Annotated in this window: 19 protein-coding genes; 6 read left to right on the plus strand and 13 right to left on the minus strand. The window is 42.4% G+C overall.

What is annotated here, in order from left to right; all coding sequences use genetic code 11:
• Positions 1–300: 300 nt before the first annotated feature.
• The 3 genes from M595_RS15375 to ubiE all read right to left on the minus strand — a co-directional run bounded on the left by M595_RS15375 (position 301) and on the right by ubiE (position 2,704).
• Entirely contained in the window at positions 301–597 is a 297-nt protein-coding gene (locus M595_RS15375) for a DUF3493 domain-containing protein (protein WP_023067272.1), read from the minus strand.
• Between the two features lie 103 nt (positions 598–700).
• Positions 701–1,933 carry a DUF445 domain-containing protein gene (locus M595_RS15380; RefSeq protein WP_023067268.1) on the minus strand — a complete coding sequence of 411 codons (1,233 nt, stop codon included), beginning with the start codon at positions 1,931–1,933 and terminating at the stop codon, positions 701–703.
• Between the two features lie 54 nt (positions 1,934–1,987).
• Entirely contained in the window at positions 1,988–2,704 is a 717-nt protein-coding gene (gene ubiE / locus M595_RS15385) for a bifunctional demethylmenaquinone methyltransferase/2-methoxy-6-polyprenyl-1,4-benzoquinol methylase UbiE (protein ID WP_023067234.1), read from the minus strand.
• A gap of 340 nt (positions 2,705–3,044) precedes the next feature.
• Here ubiE and M595_RS15390 point away from each other — a divergent pair, with 340 nt between their 5' ends.
• A complete protein-coding gene (locus M595_RS15390) occupies positions 3,045–3,356 on the plus strand; it encodes a DUF6679 family protein (RefSeq protein ID WP_009788026.1) in 312 nt (103 codons plus the stop codon).
• A 127-nt stretch (positions 3,357–3,483) separates the two neighbouring features.
• Here the strand turns inward: M595_RS15390 and M595_RS15395 are convergent, their stop codons facing one another.
• Entirely contained in the window at positions 3,484–5,040 is a 1,557-nt protein-coding gene (locus M595_RS15395) for an MBL fold metallo-hydrolase (RefSeq protein ID WP_023067250.1), read from the minus strand.
• 164 nt (positions 5,041–5,204) lie between these two features.
• On the opposite strand from M595_RS15395, the gene M595_RS15400 reads away from it, so the two are divergent.
• Positions 5,205–5,774 (plus strand): phycobiliprotein lyase, encoded by a 570-nt coding sequence (locus M595_RS15400; protein ID WP_023067254.1) that lies wholly within the window; start codon positions 5,205–5,207, stop codon positions 5,772–5,774.
• 271 nt (positions 5,775–6,045) lie between these two features.
• Here the strand turns inward: M595_RS15400 and M595_RS15405 are convergent, their stop codons facing one another.
• Complete coding sequence (locus M595_RS15405) at positions 6,046–7,080, minus strand: hypothetical protein (RefSeq protein WP_023067248.1); 1,035 nt, start codon at positions 7,078–7,080, stop codon at positions 6,046–6,048.
• 265 nt (positions 7,081–7,345) lie between these two features.
• Between M595_RS15405 and M595_RS15410 the strand changes: the two genes are divergently transcribed.
• Together M595_RS15410 and M595_RS15415 are read left to right on the plus strand one after the other, a co-directional pair.
• Positions 7,346–8,077 carry an HAD-IA family hydrolase gene (locus M595_RS15410; RefSeq protein ID WP_023067257.1) on the plus strand — a complete coding sequence of 244 codons (732 nt, stop codon included), beginning with the start codon at positions 7,346–7,348 and terminating at the stop codon, positions 8,075–8,077.
• Positions 8,078–8,375: 298 nt separating this feature from the next.
• Positions 8,376–9,011 carry a hypothetical protein gene (locus M595_RS15415; protein ID WP_023067238.1) on the plus strand — a complete coding sequence of 212 codons (636 nt, stop codon included), beginning with the start codon at positions 8,376–8,378 and terminating at the stop codon, positions 9,009–9,011.
• A gap of 101 nt (positions 9,012–9,112) precedes the next feature.
• On the opposite strand, the gene metH is transcribed toward M595_RS15415, so the two are convergent.
• Positions 9,113–12,685 (minus strand): methionine synthase, encoded by a 3,573-nt coding sequence (metH, locus tag M595_RS15420; RefSeq protein ID WP_023067243.1) that lies wholly within the window; start codon positions 12,683–12,685, stop codon positions 9,113–9,115.
• Positions 12,686–13,153: 468 nt separating this feature from the next.
• Here metH and M595_RS15425 point away from each other — a divergent pair, with 468 nt between their 5' ends.
• Complete coding sequence (locus M595_RS15425) at positions 13,154–14,212, plus strand: response regulator (protein WP_023067262.1); 1,059 nt, start codon at positions 13,154–13,156, stop codon at positions 14,210–14,212.
• 135 nt (positions 14,213–14,347) lie between these two features.
• A complete protein-coding gene (locus M595_RS15430; RefSeq protein ID WP_023067231.1) occupies positions 14,348–15,088 on the plus strand; it encodes a response regulator transcription factor in 741 nt (246 codons plus the stop codon).
• 98 nt (positions 15,089–15,186) lie between these two features.
• Here the strand turns inward: M595_RS15430 and M595_RS15435 are convergent, their stop codons facing one another.
• The 7 genes from M595_RS15435 to M595_RS15465 form a co-directional block, all read right to left on the minus strand.
• Positions 15,187–15,825 (minus strand): Uma2 family endonuclease, encoded by a 639-nt coding sequence (locus tag M595_RS15435; protein ID WP_023067241.1) that lies wholly within the window; start codon positions 15,823–15,825, stop codon positions 15,187–15,189.
• 636 nt (positions 15,826–16,461) lie between these two features.
• Complete coding sequence (locus tag M595_RS15440) at positions 16,462–17,223, minus strand: PHP domain-containing protein (protein WP_023067263.1); 762 nt, start codon at positions 17,221–17,223, stop codon at positions 16,462–16,464.
• 306 nt (positions 17,224–17,529) lie between these two features.
• A complete protein-coding gene (locus tag M595_RS15445; protein WP_023067267.1) occupies positions 17,530–18,750 on the minus strand; it encodes a HetZ-related protein in 1,221 nt (406 codons plus the stop codon).
• A gap of 502 nt (positions 18,751–19,252) precedes the next feature.
• A complete protein-coding gene (locus tag M595_RS15450; RefSeq protein ID WP_023067259.1) occupies positions 19,253–20,644 on the minus strand; it encodes a malic enzyme-like NAD(P)-binding protein in 1,392 nt (463 codons plus the stop codon).
• Between the two features lie 215 nt (positions 20,645–20,859).
• Entirely contained in the window at positions 20,860–21,663 is an 804-nt protein-coding gene (locus M595_RS15455; RefSeq protein WP_023067256.1) for a class I SAM-dependent methyltransferase, read from the minus strand.
• A 3-nt stretch (positions 21,664–21,666) separates the two neighbouring features.
• Complete coding sequence (gene leuC / locus M595_RS15460; protein ID WP_023067258.1) at positions 21,667–23,070, minus strand: 3-isopropylmalate dehydratase large subunit; 1,404 nt, start codon at positions 23,068–23,070, stop codon at positions 21,667–21,669.
• A gap of 105 nt (positions 23,071–23,175) precedes the next feature.
• Positions 23,176–26,001 carry a two-partner secretion domain-containing protein gene (locus M595_RS15465; protein WP_023067282.1) on the minus strand — a complete coding sequence of 942 codons (2,826 nt, stop codon included), beginning with the start codon at positions 25,999–26,001 and terminating at the stop codon, positions 23,176–23,178.
• Positions 26,002–26,045: the final 44 nt, after the last annotated feature.

A 26,045-nucleotide genomic window follows, 5' to 3' on the forward strand; every position in this document is an offset into this window, starting at 1 on the left:
TGAAAACATGGGTCACTGGTAACTGATCACTGTTTACTGTTTACTGCTAAAAGGCACCAACCTTCCTGAGTGGGAAAGCTGGTGCTTTGTTTAACTTGTTATAGTTAGGGTCTTTATTAAAGCTGACCCCATTTGAACGATAAAAGGGATTTATGGTTAGGGTCTTTATAAGGGTTGACCCCACTTAAGATTGTCTCTATATTTTTGCAGCGATCGCAGGGGATCTCTTATTTCGTAATATTTTCTTTATTTTCTTTTCTTTAAGGCTTATATATCTTTATCTACAATTGTGAAGTTATGTTACTTGGACTGGGAGGAACGACGGCTCGCTCGGTTTTCCAGGCGAAACAGCCAAACCATCAAAGCGACAACGCCGACTTGAAGGGCTAAGTTTGGTAACGCAGAAGCAACTTCTCGCCCTGCTAAGACTTGGGCTAAAAAGACTAAAGCCCCAATAAAGCCAGAAGCCCCAAATCCGACATAAATAAATTGCCGTAGCCCTCGATAGGGAGTCTTAAGTTCGGCTTTGAGACGGGCGTACTTTTCGGGTGAGAGTTGACTTTTAGGAGACTGACGATTTGAGTTAGGGTTGGACATAAATTTTGCGAAGAGTTGCTCGGTATATTTTACTATTCTCTGTCGAGAACTGCATCCCAACTCAGAAAGCAAAATCTCCCAATCTCCCTATCCGTTAAACAGTTTAGCGAACTAAGAGTAGTATCGTTTGCAGACAACCAATAACCACCCCTAACACCCCTCCTAAATTAACAATGGCTTGTAACTCATTTTTAACAATGCCATTCACCGCCACTTCTAATTCTTGGGGAGAAGTCGCCATAACGCGATCAATAATCACCTGATCAATATTTAAAATCGGAATCACCTGAGCGACAATCTTTTCTAAATCTCGTTCGAGATAACGTTCTAAAACCAAAGCTAATTCTTGACTGACTAACTCTAAAGAATTGCTAACGACAGGTGAAGTTTGCAGTCGCTTTAAAATCAAAGTAGAAACATTTTCCCAATCTATCGATTGACTTAAACCTTGAATAATATCAATTCCTCGTTCTTGCAAATAATGACGAACTGAATCTCTCGTAGTTTTGCGAAGTTGACGGACTGTAGAAACAGGTAAATTTTGCAGGGATAAATTTTGCAACCATTCTTGCAGCCGTTGTCGCATTCCCAAAGCAATAATTAATTCTGCTAATCGTCTATTTGTTTCTTCTCTTTCATCTAAACAAAAAGTTCGTAAGCGTGTTAAGCTATTTCGCAGACCAAATAAATTGGCAACAACCCAATAAGTACCACTTGAGCGTTCTCGAAAACCTTCATCAATAATAGAAATATTGCGATCAGTGAGAAAATCTATTAAAGCCTGTCGGATGACTTCTGGGGGAATGACAACTTCTACTAACCAGTCCGAAAGCTGACGAGCTTGTTTATCTGTTAACTGAAATTCCAGTAAAACTTGATCAAAAATTTGATTGAGTTGAAGTTCGAGAAAATCTTCCCGTCTCGCCCAAATTTTCAGTATTCGAGGTAAAGATTCTCCAAGTAAATCACGTAAAACCCCGGCTAAAATTTTAGCTGTTTTTTGTTGGGTATCAGCTTGAACTTGATCTAAAGCTAACCGGAGTAGCCAATTAATCGTCGCTTGAATTCGTTCGAGTTTTAACAAGCGACGGGCTAAATTTTGTAACTCCTCTGGTGTGAGGAGAGAACTCATAATTGTATCTGAAACTCGTTTAGATAAGCGTTCCTGGTTGCGGGGAATTAAACCGGGTGTAAAAGGAAGTGTACGTCCACCCACTTGGATGGGGCGATAAGGACGAAATAACATTTTTATGGCTAAATCATTCGTGAAATAGCCGATAATTCCACCTAAAATTGGCGGAGCAATTAAAATCCAAAATTCAAACGAGTTTGCCATATTGAGTTATCAGCGATCAGTTACCTGCTTCATAACACTGATACAACTAACGGATTACTGCTGACTATTCACTGTTTTTGTAACCACCAATACTCCCATCATACCGCCTGCGATCGGATAATGGGTGGCTTGTCGGAAGCCGGCAGTCTTAGCTAGAGCGACTTGTTGACGACCGACGGGAAATTGCTCAAGACTCGGGTTAATATAAGCATATTCTTCCCTAAAACCAAACCGTTGAGCAGTCGGCACCACCACTGTATTTAAGTACCACTGCTGGAACCTTCTCAAGCCTAAATCACTCGGACGGTTCATATCTAGAATCGCTGCGGTTGCACCCGGTTTGAGAACCCGATAGAGTTCTTGTAGACTGAGGGGAATATCAATAACATTTCGCAAACCATAGCCCATGGTTGCACAATCAAAGGTATGATCTGCGAAGGGGAGATGCAGGGCATCTGCTTCTATCCAAGAGATCGGGGCAAGTGGAAAAGTAAAAGGTTTCTTCCGACTTTGAGCGATCGCGAGTTGTTCAGCAGAAAAATCTACACCAAACACCTGACCTTGAGTTTTGATCCGTTGAGCGAGCAATAAGGCGAGATCTCCACTCCCACAACATAAGTCTAAGCCCGTTTGTCCGGGTTGCGCCTGACTCCAATGGAGAGCCATCTTTTTCCAGATGCGATGGCCTCCCCAACTGAACTCATCATTCATCTGATCATAGACGGGAGCGATGCGATTAAAAATGCCTTGAATTTTCTGTTTGTCATCCATCAGAACTCTGCTTTTTGACATCCTCCCTTGTTCAACCCCTGATTATACCAGGGAATTCTAGAATCACTTCTAAAGTTTTCGATCTCAGCTATAAGTCCAGATCTCCCCATCTATTCGGATGAATCCGTGCATTTTGCCCAGTGATCAGGTAAAATTTATGTATCGTAAGTGGGGCTGGGCGTGTCCTCACTATAAAATGCTCGAATCCTGCACTTTGGTAACAGAGATCGTTTAAGATGCAGCAGGTGGGAGAAGCCAGCAGCTTGTGTTTGCATCGCTGTTGGGAGTACGTCACTTAGAGATAGACAAAAGTTAGCGCACTTCTCAGGATAAGTTTAAAATGCTCCATCGCAAGATCTATCAACTTTGTTGTGACGGTCGTGAAGTTTCTATCTTCTTGCGGGATCAGCAACGCTGGATAGAGAAAGCCCGTATTCTCGACATAGAGGGAGATCTAGTCACCCTGCGTTATGAAATAGAGGAAGATGACGAAATCTCTTCTTGGGAAGAAATGGTGCGTCTAGAAAGTATTGGTGCTGTCAGTCAGCAGTTAGCCTCGGTATCGAGAGGATATTTTGATCCTCAAATTGCAGAAGATTGTCCAGAAGCCGAACAAATTCGTAATCCTTCTTCTGACTCTAATCCAGAATAATCAGCGATGCGATGCAGCGATGGTGAACAGCAAACCCGAGTAGATGATCATGACTAATGATTTCTTGCTGAGTTCCATCAACTCTCGCTCTTTTCCATCGCCCTGTACTTTCGTCATCGCTCACTAACTAATCACGATCTTCAAACTCTTGACTGGCTTCAAATACCGGACAGCAACCATCTGGTGTCACTTTAAAGTTGAAAAAAGCCGAAGCGGGATTTGTACAACGTTGGCCGCGATAATAGAGGCAGTTTCCGCAACATTCTAATTGAGAGGGAAAAATCGGATCACTCCCTTGATTGAGTAATTCTCGTTGTGAGACGCCCCGCAATACCAATTCCTCACCTTGCCAACGCACTTCCACCATTCCGGTATCGGCAAAGCTCTGCCAGCGCGGATCGGTGGTAATTGATTGAGAAACCACAATATTAATTTCTGTGGCTAACTCAGCGACTTCCGCCTCATAATGGGTTTCGGGTAAAGCAGGCTGTATAAACATTTCACCCACAGGCAATTCTACTAATGTCCCCGTAGAAGGATAGTGAAGTTGATAGCGGTTGCGTAACTCATCAAGGTTCGTCAAGTCTGCCAGATATAAGGGAGAGCCATGCACAAAAATAACGTGTTGGGGACGCACATTATGAATTAGTTGCGTGATACCTGCCCCATCACTATGTTCTGAGAGGAAATAAGTTTCCACTCGCTGAAACTGAGACTCAAGTTCTGGCGGAATCTTTAAAGCCTTTCCGGGTCTTTCTGGCCAAAATAAAACCCAAGATTCGCGTTGATAATCAACATATTGTTGTCCCCAGGTTTCGCGTTCGGCAATGACCACACAGGGAGACTCACTCAAAGTTGGACTTTGTTGCGATGTTAGGCGTCGAACTCGGGGACGAATACGTTCATCCCAAAACAAGGGTTGATGTTGGGCAAAATTCTGCACACTGGTTGGAAAATAGGGCAGAAGTTCTAGATAAATATCACAGCCTTGAGAGACTTGGTGATCAACCCAAATATCAATATCACGACCTGTAAAATAGTGATGGCTGCGAAGCAACATCAACAACTCTTGTCCTAAGCCCAGGGGGGGAGTCGGAAACAAGATTGAATATCCAGACGTTAAAGCCTGTTCAATACGCTCTGCTAACTGGTTTTCAAGCTGGCGTCGATGGGGATGACGGGCGGTTCCGTAAGACCCTTCTAAAATCAAAACATCCGGTTTGAGACTCCGTAACTCTCCGAGGGGTAATCCTTCTACGAGTCGAGAATTGGACAGGAAAAAATCACCCGTGTAGAGCAATTTATAGGTTCGTTCGGGAGCATGATATTTCAGTAAAATCGCTGCTGCACCGGGTAAATGGCCAGCCGGAAATAAGGTAGCAGAGAGTCCCTTTTGGAGTTGAATCTCAGATTGCCAAGATAAAGGCTGACAAAATTGTGGCATCTCCTGCGGGGAAATTTCTGGCCAATTTAAAGGCAGGAGTTGAGCCGTGACTTCACTGGCGTAAATCGGCAGTTGAGGATAGGCTTGATGGAGTGCGAGTAAACCAATGGCATGATCGGCATGAGCATGGGTACAGAACACAAAATCAGCAGGCTGGGAGCGTTTACTCGTTGCTAATAAGGGTGAAATATCCTGTATGCCACAGTCGAGTAAGATTCGATGAGGCCCCATTCGTAGCATCAGACAAATCCCCTCATCAGCATGGCCAACGCTATAAGGGAAACATTCCAGGTCAATCACAAGGATCAGTCAATATTAAGAATTTAGTTTAGATTTTAATTCGGCGATCGATTTTTGATAAAAAAATGTTAACAAGTGTTTCAAGCCAGGAGCAGCAAATTGTTATGTCTATTGCTCAATTTCAAGAATTTTTTGACCATTGTGTGGGAACTTGGACAACCGAACGCACCTATCACTACTTGACTCATCAGGAGGTTGAACGCTCACATACTGAGTTTGTGATCTATCCAATCAACTCGGAGATTAAATCTCAAGTGCTAGCGGATAACCAATGTTCTACTGAACATAACTTAGAGGAGTTACCGGGATATCGACTGGCTTTTGAGACGGTTTCAGAGAAAGGTGACAAGGTATCCCAGCAGTTGAATATTCTGTTTGTTCCTCAAAAGGTTGAACTTCCCTACATTGAAGGGGATTATCTTCGAGATAAAGCCTATGAAGAAGCTAAACCCATGATTGCTCATTTTCGGTACAATGTTCACACCCGAGAGCTGTTAATGACGACTCAGTATAGTCGTGTGGTTTCTGTTGATTCGATCACCTTGATTAATCCTCAGTTACGCATTCGGAAAATCTTAAACTACCAGCGTCCTTTAGAAAATCAACCCCTAGAAACAGTTGTTTTAGCAGGGTTTGGTGTTGAACAAAAACAAACCGTTAACAGTCAACAATAAAGTTAAAAATTGTAACTTCCTGCATAGCGACTGTTCTTGTGAAATTATCACTTTAACATTGACTTCAAACGTTCCAAAACTGATTACTTTGTAAAGACTCAACTGCCTAACTGGGTCTGACAGGGAAACCAGATAGGGTAGTTAACACACTCACCCTATCTGCTAGAGAAGGCAGGGTACAAGAGAGCAGAGGAGAATCTAAACCTCTTGCTTTCACTTATCCTACTATCAACCTTAAATTTCAAGCAGAATGCAATGATTTCTTAAGCTTTTACTGGATGACAAACTGAGTTCCCCGATAGCATCCTTGAAAGGAAGTTAATTGAGTTCCGGTGAGTTGATTGAGTTGAGTCACTAAAGCCGGAGTTCCTTTGTTATCTGCGGAATTCCAGCTATAAACAAAATCTCCTAAGAATTTTTCAGTTCCTTCGTGACTATACTCCTCAATAGGAATTCCAGAAATACCCGTCACTTTTTGATCATGGTATCCATTGACAATAATTTTCTCAATCTCAACACCGGGTTCTACCTGTATATTCCAGTTAACAGGTTCGTAGGATGACAACGCCAAAATAATCGGTTTACCTTGACGGGTGACTCTCACCTGGGCTTCTCCAGTCGGATGATTATTACCGCTATGATCAGAGTGAGATTCATACACTCCCACCAAATGCAGTTCTTTATCCCCAGAAGCAGAAGTTACAAAAGCTGAAAAATCCTGTGAACCTCCCACCCCACAACTCGCAGTCGGAGAAATGGGAGTTACAGGTATCGGTTGAATGGCTTGTTTTTGTTCCTCTCTAGGAGATAATAAAGAAGACCAATTGGCAATTCCAACTCCTGCAATTAAAGCCGCACCCAAACCAATTGGAATGAGTCTTAGCCAACTACGAAGGGGATTGAAATGAGTCAGTTTTCCGAGGGTGTAGCGAGTATTACCGAAAGGATTACTGTTTCCATCCAAAGAAGCTAGCAACCCTAAACCTTCGGGCTGATCTAATAAACCTTGAATAATTTTACCCTCACCCACATACAGATTGCGAGTTTTGCGATCCAATAACAACCAATACCGATCAACTTCGGCTAATTGGTAGTTGTGTAAATCATAGCTGACTTGGGGATGTTCGAGAAACACTTGCCAAGCTAAACTATTAGAAGTTCCTGTGGTTTGACCATCGGTATAAAAGGGTTGTTCAAGATCCGGTTCCCAACGCCAAGCAACCCAGCGATTTTCTGCATTGTAGCCTAAAGATTTTTCTAGGCGAGGATGAGCAGAAATGTCTAAGCGTTTGATTAATTTAGACATAGTGTGTAGGAGTCAAATGTGATAGTGTGAATAGAATCGTTTTGGATGGGATGAGTCTGATTGTAGATGATTGTAGAGAGACACTGTTCTAGTATCTCATTTTGTCACGGATTATTCAAGGTTGCCAACTTTTTAAGACATTTAAAATGGCTCTACAGGAATAACGGGATTTGATACAATTCAACGTGACAGGGAACTCGGATAAGTTTTAGCGATCGCTGGGTTCTGAATTTTCTTATAACTTTTACCTTGTGCCTTCTTTAAAATGATTTTTGAGACTTTTAAACCCCAAGTTATTTTTCTTGATGCTGTTGGAACGTTATTTGGTGTACGAGATAGTGTAGGTGAAGTGTATGCAAAACTCGCCAATCAGTTTGGTGTCATCGCTGAACCAAATTCTTTAAATCAAGCATTTTTTCAACAGTTTGCTGCCTCTCCTGCAATGGCATTTCCGGAAAAAAATCCTAAAGAAATTCCTCAGTTAGAGTTTGAATGGTGGGAATTAATTGCGATCAACACCTTTAAACAGGTTGGTTTATTTGAAGATTTTAAAGACTTTTCACAGTTTTTTAAGGCTCTTTACGCCTACTTTGAAACCGACGGGCCATGGTTTGTTTATCCCGATGTGCAACCCACGTTAAAACAATGGCAAAGTCAAGGGATTGAACTCGGAGTTGTGTCTAACTTTGATTCAAGATTGTATCCTGTTTTAGAAGCACTCAACTTGGCTGAATATTTTACCTCTGTAACCATTTCAACTCATGTGGGTGCTGCAAAACCAGACCCCAAAATTTTTACAATTGCATTACAAAAACATCAATGTTCTTCTGAGGTTGTTGTACATATTGGGGATAGTTTCAAAGCGGACTATCAAGGAGCAGAAGCCGCTGGAATTCGAGGGATTTTAATTGATCGTAATGAACAAGGAAAAAGTGCTTCTTTTGAAAAAGAACCTGAATCAAGCAAATGTAAAAGTTTAAAAGAATTGCAATTTTAAACTTATAATTAATTAATCTGTAATCCTCTCATTAACAGGGTCAAAAAAATATAAGAGGAGAAGTATTTTTATTGTCAGTATACCGCGCCTAACAAATAAAATTTTATTAAAAACAAATAGCTTAATTTTTATATAAAAAAAGCCTTTGTTTAAGTCTGATGGTATTGTTGAGCATTGAGACTATTCTTTTTTTTGACCACAGATGGCTTTAACGACCAACTTATCAATCTCCTAGTCCCGTTGTCACCCCATCAGTTAATATTTTTCTTCAGGTCAAACCGGGTGTTAAACTAAAGGAATGAAAAAAAGTTATTTTATCGTCATTGATAACTTAGACTTGCCTAAATCCAAATGGTCAGGATTTCTAGTTCAACTAGAAGGAGGAGGTCGCAGTTCATCAGATCGAGAAAAGGCTAGACAAATTATCGAAGATTTGTGGATGGAGGGGAAACTTCCCCAACACTACTTTGTTAACGGATTCAGTGAGGATAATATTATTATGGCTAGAACCAAGAAAGAACCTGATCGCGAACTCTTACCTATCGAAGAAGCCGGACATCGCTTGATTGAGTTGATTGAGTTAGTTGCACTCAAAGCCCAAGCTCAACAAGAGTATAGCACAATTTCTTCAATGGTGGAAAAGATTTTTACAGGTCGAGAAAACGAATTAACCACAGAAGAAATTGCCCAAGCCCAAGACAGTAAGATGGTAAAAAATATTATCTCCAGTTTGACTAAAAGTATTGCAGATGTCGAACTTACTCGCCAACAATGTGCTGAACAGTCTGAACTGATTATGGGGATTATTGCCATGGGTCAAAATGGAAACTATGGTCTAAAATCAACAGAAGAAACGATTAAGGAAACAGAAAACTCTGCCTCATCCGAGAGTAAAAATAATAATGCCAAAACCTCAAAAGCAGGGGGAAAATAAGTAGATCATCAGGGAATACAAAAACAGTAAGTCCCCCTCAATCTCCTTTAAAAAGTAGGTTAAGGGGGATAAATTTAATCCAATTTCAAAGAGAATTAGGATTAAGTGTTGAAATATTTCGCCACCGGATGATAAGTCATAATCGCCGTTGTTGACTGTTCAGGATACAACTGTTCACTTTCATCCATATACATCGCAATTCGATCTGTTTTTAACAAGTCCAACTGCTTGTATTGATCCTGCATATTCGGACAAGCCGGATATCCGAAACTATAGCGAGAACCGCGATAACGTTGTCGCAAAATATCCTTAATATTGTCCGCATCTTCGCTTGCAAAACCCAACTCTTGACGAACTCGCGCATGAAGCCATTCCGCCATTGCTTCTGCTGTTTGTACCGCCATTCCATGAAAATAGAGATAGTTGGTATAGTCGTCTTCTGCAAACAATTTTTGGGCAATCTCTGTCGCAATTTCTCCAACCGTTACAGCGTGCATCGGGAACACATCAATAATTCCGCTTTCTTTGGGTGCAAAGAAATCTGCAATACACAACCGCTTTCCAGAAGATTGACGGGGAAACTCAATGATTTTAGCAGGTTCAGTGGGTTTGAACTCTCCAGAAATCATCACTTCCGGGTCATAAATCAACAATTTATTCCCTTCTGCTTGACAAGGAAAATACCCATAAACCGCTTGCGGATGTAATAGATTTTCCTCCAAAATTCGCTGTTTCCACTCTTTCAAAATCGGATAAACCGTCTCCGCTAAAAAGACATCATATTCTTCGCGAGATTGGTCTTTGGGTTTGCGGAATTGCCACTGTCCAGCAAACAACGCCTGTAAATCTAAATACCAGAAAACCTCATCGAGAGGAATATCTTCCGGTTGCAAAACTTTTGTTCCCCAGAAAGGCGGAGTCGGACGTTCGATATCAACTTCAACGACTTCTGAACGACGGGTATCAACTTCTACCGGGGTTGCAGGTTGTTTTTCTTCTTCTGATTTTGGCTTCTCTTTAGTTGTCGTTTCTGACTTGATCTTTCCGTTTCCAAAGAAATCATTTTCTTTAGCGTATTCTTCTAGAAACCCTTGACAATCATCCCACTTTTTAGAAGTTTTTGCAGGCATTAATCGTTCCATAAAGTTAAGGTCAGAAAAGGCATCTTTCCCATAAACGACCTTACCTTTATAAGCATTTTGACAGTCATCATAAACAAATTTTGGCGTTAACGCTGCCCCTCCCAAAATCACGGGAACTGAAATCCCTTCTTTATTAAAGGCTTCCAAATTATCCTTCATAAATGCAGTAGATTTCACTAACAAACCACTCATGGCAATACAATCGGCATGGTGTTCACGGTAAGCCGAAATAATATTATCAACGGGTTGTTTAATCCCTAAGTTAACAACCTTATAACCGTTGTTCGACAAGATAATATCCACCAAGTTTTTACCAATGTCGTGAACATCACCTTTAACCGTTGCAATTAAGAACGTTCCCTTACCACTATCATTCGAGTCGTCTTTCTCCATGTAGGGTTCTAAATAAGCAACCGCCGCTTTCATCGTTTGGGCAGATTGTAATACAAACGGAAGCTGCATTTGACCCGAACCAAACAATTCTCCCACAACTTTCATCCCATCCAATAAGTAAATATTGATGATATCGAGTGGGGGATATTTTTCTAAGGCGACAACTAACGCATCTTCTAAACCAATCCGTTCGCCATCAATAATATGCTGTTTGAGACGTTCTTCGATGGGTAGACTTTCAGTAGCAGCCCGATCTTTTTTGGTGGTTTTTCCTTCAAAGAGTTGAGTTAACAAAGTTAACGGATCATCAACACAAATCTCTCCATCAAACTGACGTTGATCATAGATTAATCGGCGACAAATCTCTTGATGTTCGGGTTCAATTTTAGCTAAGGGTAAAATCTTACTCGCACTAACAATGGCTGCATCTAAACCCACCGCCATACATTCATGTAAAAACACCGAGTTCAACACTTGACGGGCGGCAGGATTTAACCCAAAGGAAATATTAGAAACACCCAAAGCAATATGACATCCGGGTAATTCTGCTCGAATCATCCGAATTGATTCAACTGTTGCTTTTCCGTTTTCTCGATCTTCTTCAATTCCAGTCGAAATCGGCAACGCTAGGGTATCAAAAAAGATTTCGTGAGCGGGAATTCCATAATTTATTGCATCATGGTAAGCCCGTTTAGCGATTTCAAATTTCTTTTGAGCGGTGCGTGCCATTCCTTCTTCATCAATCGTCCCGACAACAACACCAGCCCCATATTTTTTCGCTAGTTCTAACACTTTAAAAAAGCGTTCTTCTCCATCTTCATAGTTCGTGGAATTGAGCAAACATTTTCCGCCTGCAACCTTTAAACCCGCTTCCATTTTTTCCCATTCTGTCGAGTCCAACATCAGGGGTAAATTGACATTTGTAACTAAACGAGAAACCAATTCGTGCATATCCCGCACGCCATCTCGTCCGACATAATCAACGTTGACATCAAGAATTTGCGCCCCTTCTTTAACTTGAGATTTGGCTAAGGCGACTAAACCATCCCAGTCTTCTTCATTTAATAAAGTTCGACATTTTTTAGAACCACTGGCGTTGAGACGTTCACCAATAATTAAAAACGAATTTTCTTGTTCGTAGGTTTGGGTTCCATAGATAGAAGCCGCAGAGGGAATTAATTGGGTTTGGCGTTGTTTTGGTTTTAACGTTTGAGCAATTTCTGCTAAGGCTTTAATATGATCGGGGCGAGTTCCACAACATCCGCCAATCACTTGTACACCTAAGTCTTCAATAAAGTGCATCAACGCCATTTTTAGTTCGGTTGGCGTTAATTTATAATGGGCTTGTCCGCCGACGTTTTCCGGCAAACCCGCGTTGGGAATACAAGAAACGACAAACGGAGAATATTCACTCAAGTAGCGAATATGTTCTTTCATCAAATCTGGCCCGGTCGCACAATTGAGTCCTAAAATATCAATCGAATAGGGTTCTAAAATTGTTAAAGCGGCGCTAATTTCTGAGCCAACTAACATCGTTCCAAACGCTTCCACCGTCACCGAAACCATGATCGGACGTCGTTCGCCTTTTTTCTTAAAAACGTTTTCAATTCCATTCAGGGCAGCTTTAATTTGCAGTACATCCTGACAGGTTTCTACGATAAATAAATCGACATCACCATCAAATAAACCCTCAGCTTGTTCGGTAAAAGCCGCTTCTAGGGTATCGTAATCAATATGTCCGAGTGTGGGGAGTTTGGTTCCAGGCCCGATAGAACCTGCCACAAATCTTGGTCTTTCCGGGGTGGAATATTCGGCTGTAACTGCTTTGGCGAGTTGGGCTGCGGCTTTGTTGAGATCATAGGCAATGTCTGCGAGATCATATTCCGCTAAAACGATAGAGGTCGCCCCGAAGGTATCGGTTTCGATCACGTCTGAACCCGCTTCGAGAAAGCCTCGGTGAACGGTTTTGACCGCCTCGGGTTTGGTATGAACTAGATATTCGTTGCATCCTTCGTATTCTTTTCCGCCAAAATCTTCTGCGGTGAGGTTTTGAACTTGTAAGTTCGTTCCCATAGCCCCATCGAAGACAAGAACAGGACGTTCGGGACTATGGAGGCGTTCGAGGAATAGACTTTTCATTTGCAATCTGAAATAGGGTGAAGATTAGACGAAATCGATTTTAGTAAGCTAGCTATAACTATTATGCAAGACTTTAACAGTGAGCATAAACGATTGGGTTCACTACCGTCAACTCGGTTTTCCCTCCCTTCTGGTGATCTCAGAGTTGAGTTTGGGAAAAATCTCTTGAAAAAAGCATTGAATATTGAGAGATGACTCTGATTTTTTTAACTAATATTTTAATCAATCACTCTTTATCGAAGGGAACAAGATGAGCTATTTTGACTGAAATACTGTCCAGTGTTTTGAGCTTGAGTATTATCTGAAGATCCCGATCTCCGAAAAATTACGGACAACACGAATAAGCCGGGAACCGTTCACCCCATAAAAAATACTTAGAATTGAAATTTTATTCATCTATACAATACAATAAATCAATCTTTCTTCCCGAAGACAGACTGTTAAGTTATACTCAAAACAAATATTTTTTTGAAAAGTCAAGGCTATACTCATGTTAGTGGTCGCATCAATTTTATCCTTGCTTTTTTCCAAATTCAACTCATGTTATATCCAGATTTTGAAACTCATCCCCGTTTAATTGTTGTGGTTGATGACAACTTATCCCACCGAGAAATGATTAGTTTTGAAATGGAAAGTCAGGGATATCGGGTGGTTCAATTTAGCGATGGACAAAAGTGTTTTGAGCAATGTCCTACTTTGAAACCTGATATGATTTTGCTAGATGCAATTTTACCTGAAATTGATGGGTTTACCTGTTGCGCTCAACTCAAGCAAACTTTAGGTGAACATTGTCCGCCTGTCTTGATAATCACCGCTCTCGACGATGAAAAATCCGTTGATCGCGCTTTTGATGTCGGTGCAACAGATTACATTACAAAACCCATTCATTGGCCTGTCTTACGTCAGCGAATTCGTCGAATTTTACAAACTCGATGGGCGATGAAAGAGCTAAAAAAACAAGTTGAGCGATCGCGAACCTTGACCGAACAATTAGAAGTTGCCAATCAAAAATTAGAACAAATTGCTGCTCTAGATAGTTTAACCCAAATTGCCAACCGTCGTCGATTTTATCAAAGTTTACATTCTGAATGGAAAAGACTCGCCCGAGAACGTTTTCCCCTCTCACTGATTTTATGTGACGTTGATTTTTTTAAAGCTTATAATGACACCTATGGTCATCGTGCTGGAGACTTATGTTTACAACAAGTCGCTCAAACCATCTGTGAAAAAGTCCAGCGTCCGGCTGATTTAGTGGCGCGTTATGGGGGTGAAGAATTTGCGATTATTTTACCCAATACTCAACTTCAAGGTGCCGTAAAAGTGGCTGAAGATATTCGACATTCTCTACACACAATTGAGATCGAACATCCCAATTCTCGGGTGAGTAACTTTGTCACTTTAAGCTTAGGAGTCGCGAGTCTAATACCCAATCATTATTTATCAGAAGATTTTTTGATTGGAGAAGCGGATCGAGCCTTATACGAAGCCAAAAAAGCAGGACGTGATCGCGTTGTTTTCAGAATTTAGAAAAAAAAGTAAAACCAGAGGAAATTTGTCAAGTGTAAAGTCGGTCTAGAAAACCGTCCATTTGATAGATCTCTTTCGGTTCTCAAGTTCGCTAGAGTGAAAAGTAAAGTAGAAGGTCAAACCAAAGTAAAATTAATGTCTAGTCAGACTCAGGGAAATGATTCTGAGGGAATGGAAGTTCCCCAAATACCATCACGACTGTTGTTGGTTGATGATGAACCGGGACTCAGAGAAGCCGTCCAAGCTTACTTAGAAGATAGCGATTTCACCGTTGATGTGGCGGGTAATGCGCGCGAAGGTTGGGAACTGTTACAGCAAAATTTACCCGACTTAGTTATTACCGATATTATGATGCCAGAAGTCGATGGTTATCAGTTCCTCAAACAAATGCGCGAAGATCCCCAGTTTAAAGCTTTACCTGTGGTTTTTTTAACCGCTAAGGGGATGACAACCGATCGCATTCAAGGCTATCAAGCTGGTTGTGATGCTTATCTTTCTAAACCGTTTGATCCTGAAGAATTGGTTGTCATCGTCAAAAACTTGCTTGAACGTCGAGCGGTGGCGACCGCCAGTAGTTCCGATGGAAATCCTGATATTGCCGCCTTAGCAGGTCAAATTGCTCGGATTGAGAATATGCTAAAAGGTAAAAGTGGGATCACTCCAACTCCACCCCCGATTAAGATTGATTTAACGCCTCGTGAACAGAGTGTGTTAGATTTGGTGGCTCAAGGATTAATGAATAAAGAAATTGCCCGTCGCTTAGAAACCAGTGTTCGTAATGTTGAGAAATATGTGAGTCGTTTGTTTACAAAAACCGGAACAAATAGCCGCACGGAGTTAGTTCGTTATGCTCTAGAACATGGTTTAACTCAGTAGATCAATACTTTGAATGAACAGTGAGGGGACAGGAAAAAAGACGGGTCACTGAAGGACTGCATAACTGATAACTGTAAAAGCTGTTCCCTACTCTAATTTTACCAAATTACCGTTAAATATAATACAAATCCAGGTAATATACTTTCTCCTGATAATAGTGTAGGATTTTCTAAAATTTCTACTTCTTGACCCGAGCGATATACTTCTACTTGTTTAGTTTTAGGATCAATTAACCAACCCAATTTTGCTCCATTCTCTTGATATTCTTTCATCTTATCTTGTAGGGTTTTGAGACGATTGGCTTCGCCAGTGCGCTCCGCGCAATCACTGGCTGACCTCAATTCCACCACAAAATCAGGACATAACGGTAAAAACTTTTCTCGTTGTTCTTGGGTTAAACTCTCCCAACGTTCGCTTTGAATCCAAGACGCATCAGGAGAGCGAATGGGCGTAGCCCACGCTTCGCGAACGGCACCATTTGGAAGTTTAAAACCTCCCGAAGAATCAAAAGCTTTTCCTAAATTATTTTGACGACTCCAAGCTTGCAATTGATAGGATAATTCAATATTGCGGTTGCTGGTTTCTCCTCCGGTTGGTGACATAATCACTAAAATTCCTGATGCTGTGCGTTCAAATTGAAAATCTCGATTTTTGTGACAAAGATCAAAAAATTGATCGTCACTTAAATCAATCATTAATTCCAGAGGAGTCGGTAAGTTAATAGTCGTCGAATTCATTAATTGATTCCTCGATCAATCTAGGTTGAATTTTAGAGCAGTCGCGGTTGGCAATTCGGACACCCGTAATCCTGTCAAACTATAGTGAAGATGCGAGTTTTATTTTTGACCTGACGACTTCTGCTATAACCTTTAATATAGCAGTTTTTTGAACCTCTAATCGTGGGGATGTCAATAATTGAGTTGCGAATTTATACACAATGTTTCTTTTAGGAGTTATAGAATTGATTCGATTTTTGAAGAAAACTTACATATATTTAAGATTTATTTGACTTCTACCCGATTGATGAAGCGATTTGTTAGTTTAAAGGTATAAGTCCTGATTACATCATATAACATTCTGTCATGAAAACTTCCAAACCTTCTTTCTGGGAAACTGAATCTCTGACCAAAACCTTTCTTTTGGTGATGTTTTTGATTGCATTTCTAATGATGATGATTATGGGAGGTGGAAGCTAAAATCATCAATATATCCTCAAAATAGACTCTCTCAATTCTGTTTTCTATTCCATTAATTATCCCTCCCTTGATTAGATTAATCAGTGGTCAGTGAGAACGGTGACTGACCACATATCAATAATAAACCCCTGATTTTTTTTGGTTGTTTCCCCACATCAACTCAATCAAGCTCCTAGCCTAGAGGCGCAAGAGAAGATTACACCCATGACTATCAGTACCACAGGTGTGCAGAAGTCCATACCGATTTGCCAATTGTTTGACTTCTTCGGTAATCTTGGGTGTAGGTTTCCACGGATTTGTATTGCGATAACTGTAGTAGACTTCTACGCCATCAACCCCAAAACGAGCAGCTTCTGGAATTAAGGCTTTTGCCGGAGAGCGATAACGCGCCGGATGAGCCAAAACCGCTAAACCCCCCGCTTGATGAATCGCAGCAATCACATTTTCGGCTCGGTAATGAGAACCCTTGAGCGTATGACCCTGGAGATAGGGCTGTAGACAGATGGCTTGTGGGTTAAAAGCATAAGCGAGAATATGCACCTCTACATTCAGTAAACCCGCATTAATTTCTAAGCCAGTCCACAAAGTTGGAGCCGTGGAACTATTTTCAGGATGGCTAGCTTTCCAGGCTTCTAAGCATCGTTGTGCTTCAGTATACCCTTGGGTTGTATGATGATCGGTAATCGCCAATCCTTTCAAGCCGATCGCAATTGCTTGTTCTATGAGTTGATTCGGTTTGAGCTGTCCATCTGACTTAACCGTGTGCATATGAAAGTTATAAGAAGACGGACAGCTATTGATGTCAATTGTTTGGAAAACACGCTGAAGTGCAGTCAGGTTTTGAGCCATTGCATCCGATGATAATTGTTCATCTGCGTTCCCTCTCGGATGAGAGATCCGATCCAATGAAGCAGAAGCCGGAGCCAGGTTAGCAAACATGGTGATTTGGATAACTATACTTAATAAACTGTTACTTCAGTGTACTGTATATAATTTGCCCTAGAATAGTTCGGCCTTAACACTAAAACTTTAAATTACAAGATTAGAAATTCTTATCAGCAAAACCGAGCATTTTTACTTATCATTTGTTGATGGATTGTTGATCATTAAAAGTTTATTCTTAACCTTGCCGCTTTTAGGAGGATCGGGGTGAACATGGTAGACCTATTTAGGATGATCGGATAGTGAGACTCTAGCTTTTCTCTCAACGTTATCGCGGTTCACCATGCTCTTACCTACCCGATCCTATGCGTTAGCACCGTTACGATAGGCAAAAGCCAAGTCTAAAAGTTTTGCCCACCGCTTCTGCACTTGCTTCGGCGTACACTTAAGCACTTTAGAGATTTCTTTTTCACTTTTTTGCTCCCGCTTAAGTTGCAACAGTTGGCGTTGATTGACTGATAATTGGGTTTTAAAATCTTCCCATTGGCTGGTTGTCATCCCCAGTTTTTGATTGAGGTCTGCACCTAACCATTCATGAACTAACTTCCAATTGGTCGAACGGGCAAACTTTTCAACATGATACTTAAACCGTTGTTGGAGATAATCGCGCTGACGAGCGGTTAAACCAAGAGCTTTGTCAATATCACTCGCTTGCATATCCTGCAATTTTAGCATCAGATAATTCACACAGTCAGGTTGGTCTTGAGATTCCAGATATTGAACTAACTCAGCAACCACCCGTTGACGTAAAACCGCATCTGCGGGGTCTACCGCTTCCGAAACCATTTGTTCGCGGACTTGTTGCATTGCCGAAGAACGGCTTTGAGCTTCAGCTTCTTCAGTTTTTCCGCCTTCAACCGCCAATTCAATATCAATGGAAGTTTCAGGGGGTTGACCTTTAGCAAATCCTTGAGCGCGAAGAACAATCAGACGTTGACGGTTACGACCCGGTAAACCAATCTGACGCTTGGCATACTGTTCGGTAAAAGCCATATACTCAGACAGTTCTAACTTGGTGTGAGGGGTGTAGTCTTCTTCGACGTTGTGTTCCCGACGGAAGGCTCGTAAGGACTCGATATAAAATCCTTGTAGGAAATCTTCGATCAGGGTGTAACGCGCTTGAAAATTGAGTTGAGCCGCAAATGCTGCAATATGACGATAAACCATAGCCGCTAACGTTGAATGCAGTTCAACCCGACCTTGCTTAGAACCGAGTTTGTAGTATTGCAAGCACTTTTGTAAGCGATGACGACCTAAATTTAGCTGCCAAGTCCGGATTTCTCCAGAAGATTGAATACGCTTGCTCTTTTCACAAATGCGTTCAACCTCGAGGGCAATTCGCATCATGATCGCTTGACCACTTGCAGGTCTCATTTGCAAGGTTGTAGACAATTCTTCGAGGAGAATATCTGCTAGAGTTTGAGGGTCAAGTTCTTGATCGACTGCAAAGGTGTTTCCAGCTTGAACATCGGAAGTTTGATAGGTGTTGGTAGCGGGGTTGAAGGATTGGGTATTAGCAAACATTTTCTCTAACCTCAGGGTAATGCACCATTTGCACAAAGCAAAGAGTGAAGGGCAGTGAGAAAGTTGATTTCTTGTGGATGTCCTGAATCAACTCTCTACACTTTGAATAGTAGGAGCAGACTAAATCGCTTAGGCACTGCGATGTTCCACTCTCTGAGGTAACTGCAATTGACCTGAGTTCAAGTATGATCACTTGGAGACAATGCTGTTATTCTCATCACCCTGAAAGCGTTATGATACGAGCGTTTGACATCCTTAACGCCAAGTGCGATCGCACTTGTTTTAGGCAAGCCATCCTGATTACTAGAGTAGACAATTGATGAACTGGTTCCCTTTGACAGATGTAGAGATAGCCGAAAGGAGTTAATTTAACCAGTTACCAATTTTTTTCTCATCTCCCCAATTGCTGAACCCTAAACTGTAGTTGGGGGCGGAGGATACACTTTTTGTTGCTTTGTGATTCTCTCGCCCCGAATTTTACCAGATTAACCCGGTTAACTCTTTAGTTGCGAGCAACACCTTCAGTACGAGCCGTATGAGAAACTGCTCCTGCTACCGCTTGGGCGACTCGTAGATCGAACACAGAGGGGATAATATGGTCACGAGCCAGATCAGAAGGATTAACCAGGCCCGCGATCGCCACTGCTGCTTCTAAATACATCTTGGTGGTTAATGTTGTCGCTCGACAGTCAAGGGCACCTCGAAAAATCCCCGGAAAAGCCAGAACGTTGTTAATTTGGTTCGGATAGTCACTGCGTCCCGTTGCCATAATCGCCACATCATCCATAATCAACTCGGGTTGAATCTCTGGAATGGGGTTGGCCATCGCAAACACAATCGGGTCTTTTGCCATCGAACGCACCATCTCTGGAGTCACCACACCCGGAGCGCTCACGCCCATGAATACATCAGTCTCTTTCATCGCATCTGCCAGAGAACCGGACATTTCTACAGCAAATGCTTGTTTTTGGGGATTGAGATCCGATCGCGAAAGTGAGAGAATCCCCTTAGAGTCACACATAATGATATGACGAACACCTGCTTCTTGCAGTAAACGGGCGATCGCTACCCCTGCCGCACCCGCACCATTAATCACAACCCGAACCTCCTCAATGGATTTTTTCACCAGTTTGAGGGCGTTAAATAAGGCGGCTAAACTGACAATTGCGGTTCCATGTTGATCGTCGTGAAAAATGGGGATATCGAGGATTTCTCGTAGTTTCGCTTCTATTTCAAAACAACGAGGTGCAGCAATATCTTCCAAATTCACCCCACCAAAAACCGGGGCTAAATATTTCACCGTGTCGATAATGGCATTGGTGTCTTGGGTATCGAGACAAATCGGAAACGCATCAATACCCCCAAATTCCTTAAATAACATGGCTTTCCCTTCCATCACGGGTAAAGCACCCCCTGGCCCCAAATTTCCCAACCCTAAAACTGCACTGCCATCGGTAACAATAGCAACAGTATTTTGTTTAATGGTTAGGTTATAGAGTTCTTGAGGATCGTCAGCGATCGCCCGACAAATTCGGCCGACTCCGGGTGTATAGGCCATTGCCAAATCATCTTGAGATTTGAGGGGAATCTTGCTTTCAATGCGAATTTTACCCTGGCGATGAAGATTGAATGTGCGATCATAAACCGAAACCACCTTAAAGTCGGGTAAGGCTTTGACGGCCTGGACAATTTTATCGGCGTGTTCGCTACTATAGGCATTAACAGTAATCTCGCGAATTGTAGTGTGGCGAGTATACTCAATCAAATCGATTTGTCCTAAGTTCCCCCCAACTCCTGCAATGGCTTGGGTGACGCCAGCTAGCATTCCGGCTTTGTTGGGAAGTTCGAGACGAATAGTGACGCTATAACTGGGATTAGGTGTTAGATTAGCCATGTTCGTTTACTGTTCATTGATCATTATTATTCAGTGAAAAGTAGCCCGACCTGCTTAATCGTTGGATTTAATTTGGATTTACTATTTCTAGTCCCGAAAAAGTTCGACTCGTCCATCCCCAAAACTGAGACGTCAACTACCCTTTGGACACCGAAAGCGAAAAATCAATCCGTATGTCGTTGACGAGTGTACGCCACAATATTGTTAACGGTCAATTATTTATGAGCGATCGCCAAAAACATGGTAATATCTAGCCAAACTCCATCTGCTGTGGCTAACGTCTCAATTTGTCTTTGAAACTCTGCTGTTAAGTTTTCTGTTTGTTCGGCTGTGAGTTCAGACAACGGATGTCCGGTTGGGTGTAACCAAGTTCCTTTCCAGAATTGTTTAGCTTCATCGAGACTGAGAAATCTGCCAAATTGTTCGGTTTTGATTTCAATTTGTGCAAATCCCGCTTGTTGCAATTGATGGTAACATTTTTCTGCACTGCCAACGGGTTCGTGTAAATTCGGTAATAAAATCCCATTATTAGCACAAACCTTCGCAATTAACGGTGTGAAATGAGACGTTTCTGCATAAGCCGAAAACGCGATAAACCCATCGGGTTTTAACCAGTGATATCCCTTCGTTAATAGTGCCAGAATATCTTGAAATAAGACAATAGCCGAAGAACAGAAAATCCCATCAAAATGATTTTCAGGAAAATCAATTGTTTCTACATCCGCTTCGATCAATTGAATATTATTCAAGCCTGCATTTGCTATTTTTCTTCTGGCTTGATCCAGCATCACCGCAGAAAAATCAACCCCAATGACATCCCCCTCATCCCCAACCTGCGGACTAACGGCGATCGCAATAATAGCCGTACCTGTCGCCAGATCCAACATTCGCTGTCCGGGCTGAAGTCGCGGTGCCAACTCCACCAGTCGCAACGCCCGTCTGACCGTCAGATTATTATCATAGTTGGTTCGCTGATCGTAGCAGGCTTGAATTTCCAGTTGAGGAGAGGAGAGGTTCATCAACTACAACAACTCCCGCACATCGGTTACTTTACCATTAACCGCCGCCGCCACCACCATCGCCGGACTCATCAACAATGTTCGCCCCGTAGACGACCCCTGACGCCCTTTAAAGTTACGATTAGAGGAAGATGCACTAATTTGATTTCCTTGCAGCTTATCGGGGTTCATCGCCAAACACATCGAACATCCCGCCTCTCGCCATTCAAACCCCGCCGCTTGAAAGATTTTATCGAGTCCTTCGGCTTCTGCTTGTTTCTTAATGCGTTCAGAAGCTGGAACCACAAAGGCTTTCACCCCATTCGCCACCTGACGTCCTTGGGCAAATTTCGCCGCTTCCCGCAGATCGCTTAACCGTCCGTTGGTACAACTCCCAATAAAACAAACATCAACTTTTGTACCTTTAATCGGTGTACCGGGCGAAAACTCCATATAACGGTAAGCTTCGGTTGCAACATCGCGATCGCTGATCTCGAAACTCTCTAAACTGGGAATGGTTTCATCGACTGCTATTCCCTGACCGGGTGTAATTCCCCATGTTACCGTCGGAGAAATCTCTGCCGCATCAAAAATCACCACATCATCATAAACCGCATCGGCATCGCTGTGAAGACTTTCCCACCAACTCACGGCTTTATCCCAATTTTCCCCAATGGGTGCAAAATCTCTCCCCTGAAGATAGTCAAACGTCACCTGATCCGGGTTAACATAGCCACAACGAGCGCCGCCTTCAATGGACATATTGCAGATGGTCATCCGTTCTTCCATCGACATCGCCGCCAGGGTACTCCCCGCAAATTCATAGGCGTAACCCACACCCCCTTTAACGCCCAATTTACGGATAATATGCAGAATCACATCTTTAGCATAAACACCGGGACGTAACTCGCCATTGACTTCGATCCGACGAACTTTTAACTTAGAAAGGGCTAAGGTTTGGGATGCCAACACATCCCGCACTTGTGAAGTCCCTATCCCAAACGCAATCGCCCCAAACGCGCCGTGAGTCGAGGTGTGCGAGTCCCCACAGGCGATCGTCATTCCCGGCTGTGTTAAGCCTTGTTCCGGGGCGATCGCGTGAACGATTCCCTGATCGCCCGAACCAATATTGTAGAAGCGGATGCCATAGTCTTTACAGCTTTTTTCTAGGGCTTGCATCATCTCCTCGGCCAAGATATCCACAAAGGGACGGGCTTGGTTTTCGGTGGGAACGATATGATCGACAGTGGCAACCGTGCGATCGCTATACAATACCTGTAAATTTCGTTCGCGCAGCATCGCAAAAGCTTGAGGACTCGTGACTTCGTGGATCAGGTGCAAACCGATGAAGAGTTGAGTTTGACCTGAGGGTAAAGTTCCTACCCTGTGCAAGTCCCAAACCTTATCAAATAGTGTTCCGTTGCTCATATCAGACCAGCCTGTATTGCGGGGATTTTACCCTTTCTATCTTTAGATTTATTGTACCTGATTTATCGGGTAACTCTCCGTTTAATTTTGGAGTTGGTTGCATTTTCAATCAGAATGACATTGATGGGGAATGGCTGGACGTTGACGAATCACCCCTGTTTTTGTAGGGTCATAACCGACTAAAATAACCTCTCCTTTCTCATTGCGTATCCACCCCCTCGCCGGAACAATATCCAAACTGGAAACGGGTTGATTTTGGATTGGGGAATCATTGCGCTGCACTCTACTTTTCTGAGAGGATGTATCATTGCGGCGGGACTCATCTTCTGGGGGGAATTCTATTAACGAAACAAACGTTTCTTCGCTGCGTACAGTTTCTTGGGGGCTGCGAGGTAAACCCCCCCGACCCGTAATCACAAATTCACTATCAGCACCTTGTTTACAGGGATCTTGAGCAATTAATACCGCCGGATCGACAACGGTTTGAGGTAAGTCAACTAACCCTTGTGCGGGGTCTATTTCGTTGTTTAATTCAACCGTTCCGCTAAATTCTGCACCGAGTTCAGACGTGGCGGTAATATCGCTGGCTGAGGTTTGTTGAGTACGGAATTGGGTTCCAAAAACCGCATCAGTATTAATCACAACTTGACCCCCTAACCCCGCTTGAGCATTCGCAGAAATATCGCTATTTTCAATCGCAACTAACTGATTACTATTAATCGTAATATTTCCACCCGTACCTGTTTCTAAGGAATTTGTAGTAATTTGACTGCCCCGACGCAGTTGAATATCGGGCGCATTTAGGGTAATATTTCCTTGAGTTCCCAGACGAGTTTCTGCTCTCAGACTTCCATTATTAAGACGAATCAAATTCGCTTCAACGGTTAAATTTCCCGCCTCTCCCGTTCCCGTTGAACTCACATTTACTTCTCCTTCGTTAGCAACGGTTAAATTCGGCGTTAAAATGCTTAAATTTCCTGCATTTCCTGTTCCTTCTGCTAAGGTAAATAAACGACTATTTTCTACAGTTGAACCAATCCTATCCGTACCCGTAATTTCTACAGACTCAGAAGCATTAACTGTTAACGTTCCGCTAGAACCCCGTTCATTATCTATCGGATTGCTTCCTAATAGAGAACCCGCCCCAATTTGTCCTCCATCCCGAATAATTAACCGAGAAATATTTAAGTTAACATTACTTCCGCCACCCGTCCCAAAATTATCCGCCGATATTCTCGCCCCATTTTCAACAATTAATTCTGGGGTATTGATCATTAATTCTCCGGCGTTTGCAGTGGTAAGAATTAAATTACCCGATTCATCTTCAAATGCAGGCTCGGCCGAAACAAAAATTCCACTTCTTTGATTTTCCTGCGGTTCTGAAACGGGTGCAGTTCCGCTCAAAATGACTGAATTATTAGCATTAATTGTTAAAATTCCTGCTTGTCCTGTATTGCGAGCCGTTGTGCCAATTTGTGCGCCCTCGCGGACAATTAATTGATTCGTATTAATCGTTAAATTGCCTCCATTTCCACTTCCTCCCTCACCCACCTGAGCATATAAACCGCTTGCAGAACGACCATCTACCGTAGAACCAATAACCTCTATTCCCGAAGCATTTACAAATAAATCACCCGCACGACCAAAACCAAACGTATCGGTTGAAACCTGCGCCCCATTCCGAATTGTTAAACGGTTGGTTTCAAGAATAATATTACCTCCATTTCCCGTCGCTCCCGCTTCCACTCGCGCAAACAGACCACTGGGGTTTTCTCTGTCAGATGCTTCTCCAATTAAACCAATTGATTCAGTTGCAGCGATCGCCAAGTTTCCCGCTTGACCAAAACCCAAAGTTGTTACGGAAATTTGCGCCCCGTTTGTGAGTGTTAACCGTCCTGTTTCAACAGTAATTGTTCCGCCCTGACCCGTTGCATTGGGACGCACCTCAGCAAATAATCCACTCTGTTGTTCAATCGTTATAGAATCAGAAGCAACGATGAAAATATCTCCACCAATTCCCTCACCTAAAGTAGAGGAAACAATTCTGGAATCACCCGTTAAATTGACTTGTCTACCTTGAATTTGAATCTCTCCGCCTTGCTCTCCACTGGTGTTAATTTCAGCTAAAGTAGACAAACCAATATCTTGAAAATTCTGAACGTTATTATAATTTAGAGCAAATCCTTCCGACTCAGAACGAATGCCAATAAAGCTATTTCCGGCTACACTCCCCAACTCAACCCGCCCTTCTGGAACCGTTAAAATTCCACCTTCTAAACGAACCTCTCCACCCACAAAAGCTAAAGTTTGTTCGGACGGAATTTGTAAACCTGTGGTGGTAATCTGTTGACCCATATCATCGCTTGTAATGGTAGTAGTTCGGGAGCGATTGACAATTGAGCCGGGATTTTCTCTAAATCCTAAACCAACAGGAATGTTAATAATTAATAGCGGTGGACTATTGGGGTTTGTTGCTCTAAATTCTGTTCCGTTGGCAAAAACAATACTGTTAGCACTGGTGGCAAAAAACGAACCGCCAATATCAAGGGAAGCATTTTCACCAAATATAATCCCATTGGGGTTAATCAGAAATAAATTCGCAACGCCGTTAGCTTTGAGAACTCCGTTAATCTCAGAAATAGAACTCCCGGTAACGCGAGAAAAAATATTCTGAATGTCAACAGCATTATTAAAAAAAGCGGTTTCACCCGTTGGTACAGAGAACCGTTCAAAACTGTGAAATAGAGTATTTCCCGCTCTCGTTCCCCCGTCAATTTGTCGAATATTACCTTGAGGAGTGACAACGGAGTTTTGAGGTAGAGTGTTGTCTGGAATGATTTGTGCAGAAACAGGTATGGAAGATAGTGAAACCGTCAGTAAGCTAGCTTTAAATAGCTCTAAGTAGAAGACCCTGATTAAGCTTTTTAACATGATATTCTCCGAAAGACTTGAATGTTGGCTACAGACTAATTGGC

The organism is Lyngbya aestuarii BL J (assembly GCF_000478195.2).
Classification (GTDB): domain Bacteria; phylum Cyanobacteriota; class Cyanobacteriia; order Cyanobacteriales; family Microcoleaceae; genus Capilliphycus; species Capilliphycus aestuarii.